This is a genomic window from Dysosmobacter acutus (assembly GCF_018919205.1).
Taxonomy (GTDB): Bacteria; Bacillota; Clostridia; order Oscillospirales; family Oscillospiraceae; genus Oscillibacter; species Oscillibacter acutus.
On sequence record NZ_JAHLQN010000001.1, the window covers coordinates 317721 to 332714 of the forward strand.

At 61.3% G+C, this 14994-nt stretch carries 15 protein-coding genes; 2 read left to right on the top strand and 13 right to left on the bottom strand.

The window, feature by feature from the left end; all coding sequences use genetic code 11:
* Nucleotides 1-21: 21 nt before the first annotated feature.
* The 7 genes from KQI82_RS01460 to KQI82_RS01490 all read right to left on the bottom strand — a co-directional run bounded on the left by KQI82_RS01460 (nucleotide 22) and on the right by KQI82_RS01490 (nucleotide 6968).
* Nucleotides 22-1242, bottom strand: coding sequence for a sensor histidine kinase (locus KQI82_RS01460; protein ID WP_241426583.1), 1221 nt, complete (start codon nucleotides 1240-1242; stop codon nucleotides 22-24).
* On the bottom strand, nucleotides 1239-1916 hold the full coding sequence (locus tag KQI82_RS01465; protein ID WP_216557698.1) for a response regulator transcription factor: 678 nt from the start codon (nucleotides 1914-1916) through the stop codon (nucleotides 1239-1241). Before KQI82_RS01465 ends, KQI82_RS01460 begins: the two co-directional genes overlap by 4 nt.
* Before the next feature lie 148 nt (nucleotides 1917-2064).
* Entirely contained in the window at nucleotides 2065-3048 is a 984-nt protein-coding gene (locus tag KQI82_RS01470; protein WP_216557701.1) for a DUF4340 domain-containing protein, read from the bottom strand.
* Between the two features lie 16 nt (nucleotides 3049-3064).
* The gene (locus KQI82_RS01475) at nucleotides 3065-4453 is read right to left on the bottom strand and encodes a DUF7088 domain-containing protein (RefSeq protein ID WP_216557704.1); all 1389 of its coding nucleotides are present in this window, start codon (nucleotides 4451-4453) and stop codon (nucleotides 3065-3067) included.
* Nucleotides 4454-4465: 12 nt separating this feature from the next.
* On the bottom strand, nucleotides 4466-5332 hold the full coding sequence (locus KQI82_RS01480; RefSeq protein ID WP_216557706.1) for an ABC transporter permease: 867 nt from the start codon (nucleotides 5330-5332) through the stop codon (nucleotides 4466-4468).
* The gene (locus KQI82_RS01485; RefSeq protein ID WP_216557709.1) at nucleotides 5329-6324 is read right to left on the bottom strand and encodes an ABC transporter ATP-binding protein; all 996 of its coding nucleotides are present in this window, start codon (nucleotides 6322-6324) and stop codon (nucleotides 5329-5331) included. The genes KQI82_RS01480 and KQI82_RS01485 overlap by 4 nt, the downstream gene beginning before the upstream one ends.
* Nucleotides 6325-6671: 347 nt before the next feature.
* The gene (locus KQI82_RS01490) at nucleotides 6672-6968 is read right to left on the bottom strand and encodes a hypothetical protein (RefSeq protein WP_216557712.1); all 297 of its coding nucleotides are present in this window, start codon (nucleotides 6966-6968) and stop codon (nucleotides 6672-6674) included.
* Nucleotides 6969-7349: 381 nt separating this feature from the next.
* Between KQI82_RS01490 and KQI82_RS01495 the strand changes: the two genes are divergently transcribed.
* A complete protein-coding gene (locus KQI82_RS01495) occupies nucleotides 7350-8882 on the top strand; it encodes a 4Fe-4S dicluster domain-containing protein (protein ID WP_216557715.1) in 1533 nt (510 codons plus the stop codon).
* A gap of 48 nt (nucleotides 8883-8930) precedes the next feature.
* On the opposite strand, the gene KQI82_RS01500 is transcribed toward KQI82_RS01495, so the two are convergent.
* The 4 genes from KQI82_RS01500 to cuyB form a co-directional block, all read right to left on the bottom strand.
* Nucleotides 8931-9809: a hypothetical protein gene (locus tag KQI82_RS01500; protein WP_216557718.1), complete on the bottom strand. Its 879-nt coding sequence runs from the start codon at nucleotides 9807-9809 to the stop codon at nucleotides 8931-8933.
* Nucleotides 9810-9850: 41 nt separating this feature from the next.
* On the bottom strand, nucleotides 9851-10186 hold the full coding sequence (locus tag KQI82_RS01505; RefSeq protein ID WP_216557721.1) for a hypothetical protein: 336 nt from the start codon (nucleotides 10184-10186) through the stop codon (nucleotides 9851-9853).
* Complete coding sequence (locus tag KQI82_RS01510; RefSeq protein ID WP_216557723.1) at nucleotides 10183-11169, bottom strand: MFS transporter; 987 nt, start codon at nucleotides 11167-11169, stop codon at nucleotides 10183-10185. Before KQI82_RS01510 ends, KQI82_RS01505 begins: the two co-directional genes overlap by 4 nt.
* Nucleotides 11170-11268: 99 nt before the next feature.
* The gene (gene cuyB / locus KQI82_RS01515) at nucleotides 11269-11967 is read right to left on the bottom strand and encodes a cysteate racemase (RefSeq protein ID WP_216557726.1); all 699 of its coding nucleotides are present in this window, start codon (nucleotides 11965-11967) and stop codon (nucleotides 11269-11271) included.
* 272 nt (nucleotides 11968-12239) lie between these two features.
* Between cuyB and KQI82_RS01520 the strand changes: the two genes are divergently transcribed.
* Nucleotides 12240-12887, top strand: coding sequence for a GNAT family N-acetyltransferase (locus KQI82_RS01520; protein WP_216557729.1), 648 nt, complete (start codon nucleotides 12240-12242; stop codon nucleotides 12885-12887).
* A gap of 86 nt (nucleotides 12888-12973) precedes the next feature.
* Here KQI82_RS01520 and KQI82_RS01525 read toward each other — a convergent pair whose 3' ends face one another.
* Both KQI82_RS01525 and KQI82_RS01530 read right to left on the bottom strand, forming a co-directional pair.
* Nucleotides 12974-13900: a transketolase family protein gene (locus tag KQI82_RS01525; protein ID WP_216557732.1), complete on the bottom strand. Its 927-nt coding sequence runs from the start codon at nucleotides 13898-13900 to the stop codon at nucleotides 12974-12976.
* Between the two features lie 3 nt (nucleotides 13901-13903).
* On the bottom strand, nucleotides 13904-14716 hold the full coding sequence (locus tag KQI82_RS01530) for a transketolase (protein ID WP_216557735.1): 813 nt from the start codon (nucleotides 14714-14716) through the stop codon (nucleotides 13904-13906).
* Nucleotides 14717-14994: the final 278 nt, after the last annotated feature.

A 14994-nucleotide genomic window follows, 5' to 3' on the forward strand; every position in this document is an offset into this window, starting at 1 on the left:
TCGGATGGACCGGGGGCCTTTTCACTTCTTCAGTGGAATCGATACAATGAATCGGGTGGAGCGTTGGTCGCTTTCCGCCCGTATGGTTCCCTTGTGCTCGGCGGCAATGGCTGCGGCAATGGGCAGCCCCAGTCCGAAGCCGGACTTCTCTCCCCGGGAGTCATCGGCCCGGTAAAACCGCTCAAAGAGCCGCCTCAGCTGCTCCGGTGGAATGACCGGTCCCTGGTTGGAGACCTCCAGCCGCGCCCGCTTGTCGTCCCGGCTCAGTGAGACGCGGATCGGCGCGCCCGGCGCTCCATACTTCACCGCATTGTCTAACAGTACTCCCACCAGACGGCGCAGCTGGTCCCCGTCCCCAAGGACCCTGGTCCCCGGCACGCTCTCCCACTCCAGCTGCTTGCCATGCTCAAAGGCCACCGGCTCAAAGGAGAGCGAGCAGTCCGTCACCAGCGCGGACAGGTCCTGCTCCGTGAGGATCGCGGTGCGGCCCATATTGTCCGACCGGGCCAGCGTCAGCATCTCCTCCACCAGCGTTTTCATCTGTCCGGCCTCGGAATGGATGTTGTCGGCCCACCGGGCGCTTCGCTCCTCCAGGTGGGCGGCGGAGAGCATTTCCGCGTTGGAGAGGATCACCGTCAGAGGCGTCTTCAGCTCATGGGAGGCGTCGGAGAGGAACTGCCTTTGCTGTCGCATGGCCTGCTCCACCGGCCGGGTGGCCCACCAGGCCAGCAGGCAGCTGACGGCAAAGAGCACCAGAAAAGCGGCAATTCCGATCTGGAAGGAGGAGCGGAGCAGGTCCTCCATGATGCTCCGTTCAATGGACATGTCCGCAAAGGCCATGCGCTGATAGAGTCCGTTGTCCTCAATGAGATAGCGGAGGGAGTACTTGGCCACCACGCCTGTGGAGGCGCCGCCGCGCAGGGCGATGGTGATGATCTCCTGGAGCTCGGTGGTATTCTCAAGGTCGCTGTAGGTGCCGCCGGTGATATAGGCGGTGGAGCCCATGACGGCCACGGTAAAATAGGGCATCTGCACCGTGGGCCCGCCGGCGGAGGGGCGGCCCACGCTGCCCTCCTGGCCGATCACCCGCTCCAGTACCTCCATGGTGTTGGCACGGATATTCTGCCCCGTGGCGGAGACCACGGAGAAAAAGACCGCCCCCAGAACCAGTGTCACAAGGGCCATACAGATGGCCACAAATTTGACCCGGAGCTTGCGGATCATATTGTTCTGACGCTTCATTCCCCAGTCTCCAGGCAATAGCCCACCATTCGGATGGTCTTGATCCTCACGCCGGAGCCCAGATGGGTCAGCTTGCGGCGCAAAAAGGAGATGTAGACCTCCACGTTGTTGTCCTCAGCCTCAGACTCATAGCCCCAGACCTTCAGCAGCAGCTTCTCCTTGGGCACCACCAGCTTCTGATTCTGCATCAGCAGCTCCATGATGTCATACTCCTTCCGGGAGAGGCGGATGGACTGTGCGCCGCACAGCAGGGAAAAGGAGGACTGCTCAAGTTTCAGATCGCCGCAGGTCAAAACGCCCTCCTCCCGCAGCTCCGGCTGACGGCGGCAAAGCGCCCGGATGCAGGCCAGCAGCTCCCTTGGCTCAAAGGGCTTGGTGAGATAGTAGTCCGCCCCCGCGTCCAGGCCCTCCACCTTGTCGGCCGTGTCGGACCGGGCGGTGAGCATCAAGACCGGTGTCTTGTCCCCCTCTGCGCGCATGCGCCGCAGTACGTCGAACCCGCTCAGCCTTGGCAGCATCACATCCAGCAAAATCACATCGTAAATGCCGGAGAGCGCGTTGTCCAGCCCCGACTCCCCGTCGTGACAGACGTCGGCGGTATAGCCGGCCATATCCACAATGTCCTCAAGTGTGGCCGCAAGGCGGACTTCATCTTCCACAATCAGGATACGCATAGGCGTTTCTCCTCTCAGTCTGGTAGTGCATACGGGATGAGCGAAAAGGGCACCCTTTCAGCCGTCTCGGGCATGTCTCCTCCGATCAAAATCGGGAAGGGTTTCCCCTTCCCGATTGTATCACTGCCGGCGTTTGCTGGCAAGCCGCTCAGGCGGGCAGGCCGCTCTGGGCTATGGACAGCAGCGCCTGCACCGAATCCTTGGCCACGCTGTAGATGGTGGTGTCGCCCTCCATCCGGGCGTAGTAGCCATTGCCGTCGGCAGCGGCGTTGCCCACCGACATCTTAAACGTGGTCTCAGAGCCGCCGTCGGGCACATAGTAAACCGTTATAGTCACCTGCGGGCTGCCCAGGCCGCACAGCGCCACCGCCTCATCGGTGGGCCGGTAGTCCACGCAGGCCGTGAATCGAAGGCCGGCCAGCTCATCGGCCAGGGCGCTCACCGTCTCATGATCCGTCATGTCGGTGTCGCCGAAAATCCAGGACGCCTCATCCCCGTCCTCCGCCTCCACGGAGAGCGTCAGGTCCTGGGCGGGGCTCTCCACACGCACGGAGCGCAGGTTCGCGCCGGTGAAGGTGGGGATATCCGGGATTTCCGCCATGTCGTAGATGCCTTTGTTCATACTCTCACGCAGTTCGTCGGACACCACGTACACGGTGTCGGAGTCCGATGTCTTCATATAATAGGACCCATCGGAGGTGGTCTTGCCGAAGAGCAGCACCGTCTCCTCTCCGCCGGCCGCCGCGGCCTTCAGCGATGCGGCGGGCTCCTCCAGGCCGTAGGCCTCCATGGTGTCTCCCTCCGTGATGGTCTGCATGGGGTGCAGATCGATGACAAGCTGGGATATCCTGTCCAGGTAGTATCCGTTCAGGGGAAAGTCCGGATCGTCCACCCAGTACCACTTGTCCGCCTCGTCCCTGGCAAAGGACAGGTTTACCTGTCCGTTGTCGTAGGAAATGGCGCTGTAGGTCTGGTCCTCCTCGGTCTCCAGCACCCGGGTGTCGGCCAGGTTCTGCTGCTCCTCCTGCCGGCGCTGTTCCTCCTTTGCGTTGCAGGAGCGGAGAAGCCATGTCAATGCCGCCAGCACAATCAATACGGCGGCCAGGGCCATCAGCGTCTTTTTCTGTCTCATGGGAATCCTCCTTGCCCTAAAGTTTCCGGCGGCGCATCCAATGCACAAAGCCCACCGCTACCACCGCCAGCGGCACCACGAAGACGAACAGCACGCTCCAGATTCCGCCGGTGGTGATGGTGTTGCTGGACACCTGGAGGCTCACCGGTTCAATGGAGAGGTTGGTGATGTCGTCGAAGCCCACGGTGGCCGCGTTCATGAAGAGGTCCAGGTTGGCGATGTTGGTGAAGCTCCCCGTGATCTGCCCGCTGATCATATTGCTGCAGCCGAACACGGTCAGCCGGGCGGTACCGCCCCCGGTCTCCTCGGTGGCCACGGCGCCCAGCACGTAGGTGCCCTCCGTCTGATCCGAATCATCCACCACGTTGACGCCGTGGTCGGAGGTGGTCAGGAAGGAGGAGACTGCGATGGTATCCCGGGCCGGATCGGTGAGCGTCATGCCCCGGGAGGAGAAAAGCAGCACCGTGGAATCGCCGGTGAGGCTGTGGGCCGCATCCACGGTCAGGTCGATTTCCGGAAAGATCACATAGGGGTTATTCTGATAGTAGCGCTGGGTATCGGCGATCAAGCCGGTGGTGGGGGAGATGCCGTATTGGGAAAGAACCCTGTTCCAGTTGGGCATCTCCGTCAGGTCCGCGCCCATCAGGTAGATCAGCTGCCCGCCGCCGGATAGGTAGCTGAGGATCAGCTCGGCCTCATCGTCGGCCAGATCGGACGCCGGTCCGTTGCAGATCAGCAGGTCGCAGTCCTCCGGCACGCCGTCCATCAGCACATTGACCTCCTCCACGCTGAAATGGCTCTTTTTCATCAGATCCTCCACCGAGGCGGACAGACTCTGCTCGGCGTGGTCGTTGATGGCATAGGCCCTTCGGGAGGACTCGGAGACCACCAGATCCACCGCGGAGGTCAGCTGGCCCTCGCAGTCAAAGGCGGTTTCGTTCCGCTCGCCGCTCATCATGTAGGTATAGATATCATACTCGATCAGATCGTCAATGGCAATGGTTTCCTGCCGCCCGGTGGCCTCACAGGCCACCACGATGGTGTTGGCCTCCGCGCCGTAGGCGGAGAGCACGGAGGGGTAGGTGGTGGGGTTGGTGTACTCCACGCTCAGGCGGTCGCTGAGCTCCTTGTACTGATCCAAAAACCGGACGATACGCTGGTCCATGGCGTCCTTGTTGGCCAGCACATGGATGGACACGTCCTCACTTAAGGCCGCCATGTACTCCACGGAGGTGTCGGTGATACGGTAGATGTTGTTGGGCGAGAGGTCCAGCTGGGTGTAGCGTGTGGGAATCTGAGCCACCAGCAGATTAAAGGCAACCACCACCGCCACGGCCAGCGCGGCCGCGCCGGCGGAAAATGCCCCGCGCCGGGAGGCCCGGCTCTCTTTTTTCCGGATGTTCATCTCCCCACCTCCTCAGCTCCAGCGCCGCTTCTGGACCACCTGAACCGTCAGGAAGACCATCAGCGCCGCAACGGAGACATACATGGCAAGGCCCGCCACGTCAAAGACCTGGTTGTTGACAAAATTGGTGAAAACCCCGCTCAGGCTGAACTTCCCCAGGGCGTTGGGCAGCAGCGACGCAAACGCGGAGGAGTCCTTCAGATAAAAGCCCACAATGGCCGCGGCCCCAAGCGCCAGCACGGAACCGGACACCTTGTGGCTGCCGGACAGGGACTGAAGCAGCAGACAAACCAAAATCAGGATCACAAGAAGACCTATGAGGGACCCGGAGGCGGTGGTGGGAAGATAGTCGATCAGCCCGTCCCACAAATACAGCACCAGCAGCGCGCCGAAGGTTCCCACGGCGGCGATGATCTGACTCTCCGTCAGGGCGGAGATGAACAGACCCACCGCAATCTCCACTGCGCCGTAGAGGAAGAAGGCAAGCACCGCGCTGTAGTCCGCCTTCAGATAAGCCGTGCCGTTCATGGCGATGATCAGCGGACACAGACAGGAGATCAGCACGGGGATCAGGTACACGGTGAGCATGGCAAGATACTTGCCCATCACCACCTCCGTCACGCTGACCGGCGCGGTCAAAAGCAGCTGGTCCGTACGGCTGTGGCGCTCCTCCGCCATGGAGCGCATGGTCAGTATGGGCACAATGACCATGAAGATAAACAGCGTAGAGGCCAGGGAGTAGGAGAAATAAGGGTAGCCGGAAAAGAGATTGTAGGCCATGAAATAGACGCCGATAAAGGCCACCATCACCGCGATGCAGAGGTAGCCGATCATGGAGTTGAAATAGGAGCTCAGCTCCCGCTTGTAGATGGCTTTCACGCCTGGTCTCCTCCTTCCTCATCCGGTACGCGGCCCGCCGCTTCCTCAGCGTCCCCGTCCTCCTCCCGGCCGCCACGGGTCAGCTCAAGGAACACCTCCTCCAGCGAGGCAATGCGGGGCGTCAGCTCTATCAGGGGGCAGTCCGCCGCCGCAAAGGCGCGGAACAGCTGCTCCCGCACGTCCCCGGCGGCGGTGAGCTCCACCGCCACGGTGGACTCCGTCTTGGGCGACACCGTCTTTCCGGTCACTCCGGGAATCCCATTCAGGATTTCCTCCACCTGCTCACGGCCTCCCTTGGCCTCCAGGTCCACCGTGTGGGCGCCGGACAGGTGCTCCTCCAGGTTTTCCGGCGTGTCGCAGGCCACCAATTTCCCCTTGTGGATGATGAGGATGTGATCGCACACGGCCCGCACCTCCGAGAGGATATGGGAGGAGAGGATCACTGTGTGCTCCCGGGCCAGGCGGCGGATCAGGTCCCGGATTTCGATGATCTGCTTGGGGTCCAGGCCCACCGTGGGCTCATCTAAGATGATGATCTTAGGAAAGCCCAAAATGGCCTGTCCAAGGCCCACGCGCTGGCGGTAGCCCTTGGAGAGGTTCCGGATCAGCCGCCCCGTCACCTCCTCCAGATGGGTCAGCGCCACCACCTGGGCAATCTGGTTCTCCTGCTCCGCCCTGGGGATCTTTTTCAGCTGGGCGCAAAAGCGCAGGTACTCCCGCACCGTCATCTCCGGATACACCGGAGGAATTTCCGGCAGGTACCCAATGCAGCGCCGGGCCGCCTCCGGCTCCTCCAGGATGTTGTGCCCCTCGATGAGCACCTCGCCCTCAGTGGCGGCCAGGTAGCCGGTCATGATGTTCATAGTGGTGGATTTTCCGGCTCCGTTGGGTCCCAAAAAGCCGTAAATCTGTCCGTCGGCCACCGTAAAGCTCAAATGGTCCACCGCGCAGTGGTCCCCATATCGCTTTACCAGATTCCTGACTTCAATCAAACTACCATCCTCCTTCAGCGCACAGGCGCCATATCGCTTGAGGATATCAGTATAGGCGTTCTTTCTTAAAGAAAGCTTAAGCCCAAACTGATTATATTTTATCCGGAAAAATCGTTTGCTCTCCGGAATTCTGTAAACTCTCTCAATTTGTTCACAATTTTTCAAGGTTATTTTCAGACTTCTCCGGTATACTGTCCTCAACATCAGGAAGGATTCTCCCCCTCACCTGGTGTGGCAAACTTTTTTCATTTCTTTTCTCTTGTTTCTCTCCGTGGCCCCGGGATTCTCCGCCCGGGCCGCAAAAAAGGAGGGCCCTCAATGGGCCCTCCTTTTTTCCTCAATTTCCATTAAAAAAATGCAAACAGCAGGTTCAGCGCCACAGCAAATACCACCAGAAGCCCCGCCGTCTGTTCCCGCTCCGGACGGCAGAAGCGCAGCGTGACGCCGGCGACGGCGGGCAAAAAGCAAATCCAGGCCCACAGGGCCTTGAAGCGCATGTTGTCCGGCTGCGCGCTGGCATTGATCAGCGCCAACAAAAACGCAATGAACACCGCCACCAAAAAAAGCGCCGTGCGCCAGCTCTGTCCCTTGAGGATAAACATCAACCCACAGACCAGAACACTGACAAGCGCGAAAGAAATCAAGAAAATCCAAAGTACCGCGATACAAGCCACCTCCCGCTTTCAGCTGTTTCAGCGGAGGACATTATATCAAATTTCAATCCATTGGGCAAGCGGTGTGCAGGAAAAACTCCCCCATCCGCAAATTTCCCTCTGATTTCGGGCTTTTTGCGGCAGGTTTTACAATAATACAGGGATTCCCTCTTGCAAACGCAGCCGTATTTGTTATAATCAGGTATAGGGTCGTGAATGATTTCACAAAGATGCCATTCTGATGGCCGCATTGCTGTTTGTCCGCCGCCGCGCCATTCGGGTCACACCGATAAAAAGCCCCGCGCGTTCACAGCAGCTTCACTGCGCAGCTTTGCTCACGCCACTTTCTGATGAATCAATGGAGGACTATTCGTGAGAGGTATTCACAGCGCGGTGGATGACATCCGCCGAAAGGTTTTCACAGAGGTCGCCCGCCTGGCCTACGAGGGCGGGGACTATTCCCGGATTGACCTGATCCCCTATAAAATTGTTCCCGGCGAGGTGGGAAAGTTCCGCCACAACATCTTTCTGGAGCGTGCCATAGTCACCGAGCGGCTGCGGCTGGCCTGCGGGCTTCCCCTGCGCCCGGCCAGCGTCCACTCTCCGGCCAGCGACGGCATTGAGGAGGCCGCACTGCCGGAGAAGTACTATGAGCCGCCCCTCATCAACATCATCTCCTTTGCCTGCAACGCCTGCCCGCCCAAGGAAATCCGCATCTCCAACAACTGTCAGGGCTGTATGTCCCACCCCTGTCAGGCGGTTTGCCCCAAAGATGCCGTGATCATCGGCAAAGACAACAGGTGCTCCATCGACCAGGACAAGTGCATCAAGTGCGGCAAGTGCCAGCGCCAGTGCCCTTACAACGCCATCAGCAAGTTGGAGCGGCCCTGCGCCGCGGCCTGCGGTATGGACGCCATCGGCTCCGACGAGTACGGCCACGCCAGGATCGACTACGACAAATGCGTCTCCTGCGGCATGTGCCTGGTGAACTGCCCCTTTGCAGCCATTGCAGACAAGAGCCAGATTTTCCAGCTGATCCACGCCATCAAATCCGGCGCCGAGGTGGTGGCCTGTGTGGCGCCCGCCTTTGTGGGCCAGTTCGGTCCTGATGCCACTCCCGCCAAGCTGAAGGAGGCCATGCGCATCCTGGGCTTTTCCGAGACGGTGGAGGTGGCCATCGGCGCGGACCTGTGCACCATTGAGGAGGCCAACGACTTTTTGGAAAACGTACCCGCCAACCAGCCATTTATGGGTACCTCCTGCTGCCCGGCGTGGAGCGTGATGGCAAAAAAGCTGTTCCCCGAATTTAAGGACTACATCTCCATGGCTCTGACGCCCATGGTGCTTACCGCGCGGCTGGTCAAGCGCCGCAAGCCCAATGCCAAGATCGTCTTTGTGGGCCCCTGCGCGGCCAAAAAATTAGAGGCCTCCCGCCAGAGCGTCCGGTCCTACGTGGATTTTGTGCTGACCTTTGAGGAGCTCCGGGGCATGTTCGACGCCAAGGGCATTGACTTTACGCAGATTGCGGGCGATCCCGAGGAGGAGTTTACTGACGGCACCGGCTCCGGACGCGGCTTTGCCGTGGGCGGCGGCGTGGCCCAGGCGGTGAAGGACGCCATCCACCGGATCGACCCGGAGCGGGAGGTCAAGATCGACTATGGCGACGGCCTGAAGGAGTGCCGGAAGATGCTGATGCTGGCCAAGGCCGGCAAGCGGGACGGCTATCTGCTGGAAGGCATGGGCTGCCCCGGAGGCTGCGTGGCCGGAGCCGGCACCATCACCCCCGTGGCCTCTGCCGCGCTCAACGTCCGCTCCTACAAGGAGCAGGCGGGTGAACAAAACTCACTGGACAGCAAGTATGCAGCCCGGCTGAAGGAATACGAGAAATTTGAATCCCCCCAATAGGGTTCTTCCATAAGGAATGGCGGCGGAGCATGCTCCGCCGCCATTCCTTCAATTTCGTTTGCGCCGCATGACCGAAAGCATCAGCAGCGTCACACCGCTGACTCCCAACACCAGCACCACGGCAATCCAGAGGCTGGAATCCGCCGTCTCCGGAGCGGTTTGCAGGGTGGAGGAACTCCCCTCCTCTCCCACTGGGAACTCAAGGACCGCCTTGGGATAGAAGTCGTACTCCGTCCCCCGCATTTGTGGAAGGCCGCTGTCGGCCGGGTCGTGGAGACAGACCCAGCCCCGCATCCCCATGTGGTAGGGCACATGGCCCCAGACCTGCCCATCCTCGTCGGTCCAGGTTTCGCTGAAGGCCACCGGATAGTCCTGATCCCCCTTGATTTCGCCGATAAATGAACCGGAACCGGGGTACTCGTAAAGGCACAGGGTCTGATCGGTTAGCAGGCTGTCGTATCCGCCCCCATACGCGGCAAAGTCCGCCCCGTGCTCCTCCTCAAAGGAGCGCTGATCGTAGCGCACGGTCATCTCGCTCATCCGAACCCAGCCTGTGCCGCCATCATCGCCGGTTTTCCAGCTCATCAGGTCTCCGTCGGTGCCGGTGGTGTACTCCGCCACCCCCCACAGCTGGCCCTCATAGGAGAGGGTGAAATCGATATACATCAGATGCTCATTCTGAATCTCGCCCAAGGTTTTGCCGACCACAAATCCATTCTCCCCCCGCTCGATCGCCTCCTGTCCAAGGGGCTCCTTGTAGAGACAAACGCTGCCCCGGGGGCTGTTGGCATAGTAGCTGCGCCCTTCGTGCTGCGCCTCGTCCATGTGCTTATTTAAAAAGTCATCCTCCGGCACCCAGATCACATCCGCTGCCGCCCAGGTGGTCATACAGACGATCAGCAGCAGCCATACCGCCAAGCGTTTCATCACAAATCCTCCTTTTTGTCGGCGGCATGCCGCCCTCCTCTTCAATACAGCCTCATCAGCAGCGCCCCCGCGCCGTAGGAAAAGGCGTTGGCGCAAAGAGACAGCGCCAGGGGGTGATGCACGCGGCGGCCGCAGCTACGGTAGCATTGCCACTCCACCACAGCGGCCGCTGTCTCCAGCGCCGCAGTCACCAGCCAGACGGGCCACCCAAGCTGCACCGTCAGCACCCCATGGAGCAGCACCACCGGCGGGTTGGTCAGCACGTTGCCAAGCGCCGCCACCGTCAGGTTCCACCGGTCCCGCAGACCCCATGCCGCGGCCATTGGAAGCTCCAGCGCCAGCGTCAGGGCAAGGGATATCCCAAGAGCGCGGATCACGGCCCGGCCGCCTTTCGCAGCCCCGGCAGGAGCAGCCCAAGGGAGAAAACCGAACCGGCCGCCAGCACCGGTCCATCCAGGGCCGGCGCGCCGAAATAGACCGGCAGAAACCCCAGAAACAGCGCAAAGGTCAAAAGCCCAAAGGAAAACCCCCGAAGGCCGGGCATCAGCCGGGCCATGGCCCAGAGCGTAACCGGCATGGTCATGTTGAACAGCGCCAGCGCCATCAGCCCCGCGCCCCACAAGTGGGAGAGGAGAAACAGCGCCGCCCCGGCGCCTAAGGACCAAGCAGTCACCTTCGATGGGCCGAGCCGATCGGACAGCGCTCCGCCCAATGCCTTCCCAAGCGCTGCCGCACAGGCCGCCGCTATGGCAAGCGTCCCGGCTTTCCAGGGGAAGGAGGCGCCTATTCCCGCCCAGGACCGGAGCACCACCACGGAAAAGAGCAGCGCCGCCGCACCAAGGGGGCTCGCTCCGGCATCCCCCTCCGGAAGGGTGCTCTTCCCAGCCGGTTCCCGTCCTAACAGCAGCGCCGCCGCGCACGCAATCAGTGCGGCGGCCACCGCGGCACCCGCCCATGTCCCGCCCCGGCGCAGCGTCAGTCCCAAGGCGAGCCCAACGGCTCCAGGAGCCACGAAAATCCCCAAAGGCCCCATGTCCTCCGTACTGTAGAGCACCTCCACGCCTCCGCCGATGTGGAACAGGGCGTTGCCCACCCCAAGGGCCGTCACAGCCTCAAAACCGGTGAGTCCGGCGCCGCAGGCCACCAGCATGCAGCCCGCCCCGCCGAAGAGCCGCCCGTGCCGCAGCCGGTCCGCCGCCAGTCCCAGGGGCATCTGGAGGGCAAAGGCGCAGAAATTATACCACAGTAAGGCGACCTGCCAATTTCCCCCCTGCCGCAGGCACCGCAGGAGAAAAAAGGCGCAGGCGAAGTCCACTGTGAAATGGCAGGCAGACAGCACCGTCAGCCGGACCGGCTTCATCCCATCCCCCCCTTGCTCCCGTTTGCTGGTTTAGACGCTCAGCGGGACAAAAAGTTTCCAAAAAAGGAGGGACTCCCCTTTTTGCCTCCAAGCTTTTTTCTATTCCTTCACGCCATAGCCGCAAAAGCGGATCGCCGCCCTTGCCAGCTCCGCCGTGGGGTCCACAAATCGCTGCGGCAGCGCAAGTCCCTCGGCAGCGATGGGCAGTTCCGTGCAGCCCAGGATAAAGTAGTCCGCCCCGGACATGTGCTTCAAAACCTCCTCCATGGGCTCGCGCACGCTCTCTATGGGCGCTCCCTTTTTGACGCCCTCATAGATCACCTGCATCAGCCGGTCCCTGTCTTCCTCCCCAGGCAGCAAGCAGTCCACGCCCTCCGATTGAAGGGCGCGCTCATATACGCCGGAGCTGAGGGTTCCCCGAGTGCCCAGCACGCCGGCGGTCTTTCCTGGAAACGCGGCGGCGCAGGCCCTTGCCGTGGCCTCCAGCATACTCAGGAAGGGAATCTCCGTCAGCGGCTGAAGGCGGGGCAGGAAATAGTGGGCGGTGTTGCAGGGCATAATGAGGCAGTCGGCGCCGCATCGCTCTAATTTGCGGATGGAATCGGTCATGGCCGCCACCGGGTCCGCGCCGCCGGAGAGAATGGCCGCCGTGCGGTCGGGAATCTCCGTGTTGTCGTCGATGAAAATGCGGATATGGTCGTTGTCGCTGGCCGCGTCGGTCATCAGGACGATCTTGCGGAACAGGTCCGCCGTGGCCAGCGGACCCATGCCGCCGATGATGCCAATGGTCTTTTTCATGAAATCCACTCCTTTTTCAATTCCAAGGATCGTTTTCCTGTTATACGCGAAAAGCAGGTGAAAATACCCCTCAGACGTGCTATCATAGAACCCGAAACCGGTTGGCCGGATAATTTTCACAACGCAGGGCCAACTGTCCATAGGGCCCGGCGCCGCAGACCCATTGTACCCCTTCGGCAGGGGCCGCACAACCATCCGCGCGGCTTTGCCGCCGCTGTTTTCCGAAGTGAACCCCAACAAAGCGCGAGCCGTCACCGGCGGAAAGGATTTATATGGAGTTTACCATCAGACCTGAGCAGCCCTCAGACTACCGCGAAACAGAGCAGATGACCCGGGAGGCATTTTGGAATCAATATGCCCCCGGCTGCTGTGAACACTACCTGCTGCATATCATGCGGGAGTGCCCCGCGTTTTTGCCCGAGCTGGATCTTGTCGCCGTGCGGGGCGGCAGGATCGTCGGAAATGTTGTCTCTTTGAAGGCCCTCCTCTTCGGGGACGACGGAAACGAATACGAAGTGCTGACCCTGGGGCCCATCTCCGTTTTGCCGGACTGCCAGCGCCAGGGGATTGGAGCCGGCCTGATTCGGCGGACCCGGGAGATCGCCCGCCGTCTTGGATACCGGGCCATCCTACTCTGCGGGGACCCGGACTACTATTCCCGTCAGGGCTTTCTCCCGGCGGAGCGGCTGAACATCCGTACGGCGGATAACCAGTACGCGGCGGCCCTTCAGGTCTGCGAGCTGTGGGACGGCGCCCTCTCCGGCGCAGCAGGCCGGTATGTGGAGGACCCCGTCTACGCGGTGGCGGAAGACGCCGTCGCGGCATTTGACAAGGGCTTTGCGCCGAAGGAGAAAATCAGCGCCACCGCGTCCCAGCGGCGGTTCCAGCAGCTTGCCGCCATGTGCAGGGCCGCGGACTGATTCGGGCCGCGTCTTCAAAGCCCCGTCTTTGCGGGTGAAAAACGGCGGCGCGGGATCTCCCGCGCCGCCGCAGCGGTTGCGCACCTTTACAGTGACTCCTTGATCTGCGCCGCGATTTTGTCCGCGGTAAGGCCGTACTCCCGCAGCACGTCGGCCGCCTTGCCGGACTGGCCGAACTGATCCTCCACGCCGATCTTGCGGAACTTGCAGTTCACCTTACCCATCAGCACATCGGCCACAGCGTCGCCCAGGCCGCCGATGACACTGTGCTCCTCCACGGTAACTACCTTGCCGCACTGCTCCGCGTACCGGGTGACGCACTCGGCGTCAATGGGCTTGATGGTGTGGACGTTGATGACGGAGGCGCGGATACCGTCGGCCTCCAGGAGCCTGGCGGCCTCCAGGGCCTCGGACACCATCAGTCCGCAGGCAAACACCGCCACATCGCCGCCCTCGCGCAGCACATTGGCCCTGCCGATTTCAAAGGGATAGTCCTCCTCAAAAACGGGGCTGGCCAGGCGGGCCAGGCGCAGATAGGCGGGGCCGTTGAACTCCGCCAGGGCCATCACCGCCTTGCGGGCCTCCTTTGCGTCGGCGGGGACGATGACGGTCATGCCGGGAATCACCCGCATCAGGGCCAGGTCCTCAATGCACTGGTGGCTGCCGCCGTCCTCGCCCACGGACACGCCGGCGTGGGACATGCACAGCTTCACGTTGAATTTGGGGTATGCGATGGAGTTGCGGACCTGCTCAAAGGCCCGGCCCGCGCCGAACATGGCAAAGGTGGAGCAGAAGGGGATCAGCCCCATGGTGGAAAGGCCGGCGGCCATGTCCACCATATTGGCCTCGGCAATGCCGGCGTTGAAAAACCGGTCGGGATAGGCCTGGGCAAATTTCAGCGTCATGGTGGCGTGGGCCAGGTCGGCATCCAACACCACCACCTTGTCGTTTTTCGCGGCCAGCTCCACAAGAGCGTCGCCGTAGGCGGCGCGGGTTGCGATCTTTTCAGCCATTTTTCAGTCCTCCAGTTCTTTCAGTGCCTGCTGGCGCTGCTCTTCGTTGGGCGCCTTGCCGTGCCAGCCTACCTGGCCCTCCATGAAGGAGACGCCCTTGCCCTTGACGGTATGGGCCAGAATGCACTTGGGCTTTCCGGCCACGGCGGGGGCGTTCAGCGCCTCCACCACGGCGGAGATATCGTTTCCGTCGGAAAGCTCGATCACCGTGAATCCAAAGGAACGCATCTTGGCGGCCAGGTCGCCCAGGCTCATGACCTGGTCGTTGGAGCCGTCGATCTGCAGTCCGTTGTTGTCAATCATCACCGTCAGGTTGTCCAACTTGTAGTGGGCCGCGGCCATGAAGGCCTCCCATACCTGGCCCTCCTGACACTCGCCGTCGCCTAAGATGGTATAGACCTGGATGTCCTTTCCCTGGTGCCTGGCGCCCAGGGCCATGCCCACAGCGATGGAGGCTCCCTGGCCAAGGGAGCCGGTGGAGGCGTCCACACCCGGCACCTTCTTGGCGTCCGGATGACCCTGGAGGATGCTGTGCAGCTGGCGGAAATTTTGGAATTCATCCCGGCTGATGAAGCCCTTTTCCGCAAGGACCCCGTAATAGCAGGGCGCCGCATGGCCCTTGCTCAGCACAAAGCGGTCCCGGTCGGGATCCTGGGGATTCTGAGGGTCCACGCGCATTTTCTCAAAAAATGCGGCCACCATCAGCTCCACTGCGGACAGTGAGCCGCCGGGATGGCCGCTGCCGGCGTTGGCGGTCATATTGATGATATCCCGCCGCACCTGTGTACAGATCCTGGAGAGTTCTTCCGTTTTCATGATGCTACCTCCTGATATCCTTACGGCCGAACAGGCCGCAAGAGTCAAAGCACTTATTTTAAAAAAATATCACAGGATGCCTCCTGTGTCAAGAAAGAGGCTGTCTCCTGCGCAGGTTTTGCAGGGGACAGCCTTTTTGCTTTAATCGTTTTTTTGTGAGGAGCCGGTTGTCTTTCTCTCAGGTCTCTCTATGTAGAGCTCCTCTGAAGTCTGTTGAGCGCGGATGAGTTCTTCTCTCAGTTTCTGCAAAGTTTCTTCCGCGGCCGTGATCGCGTTAA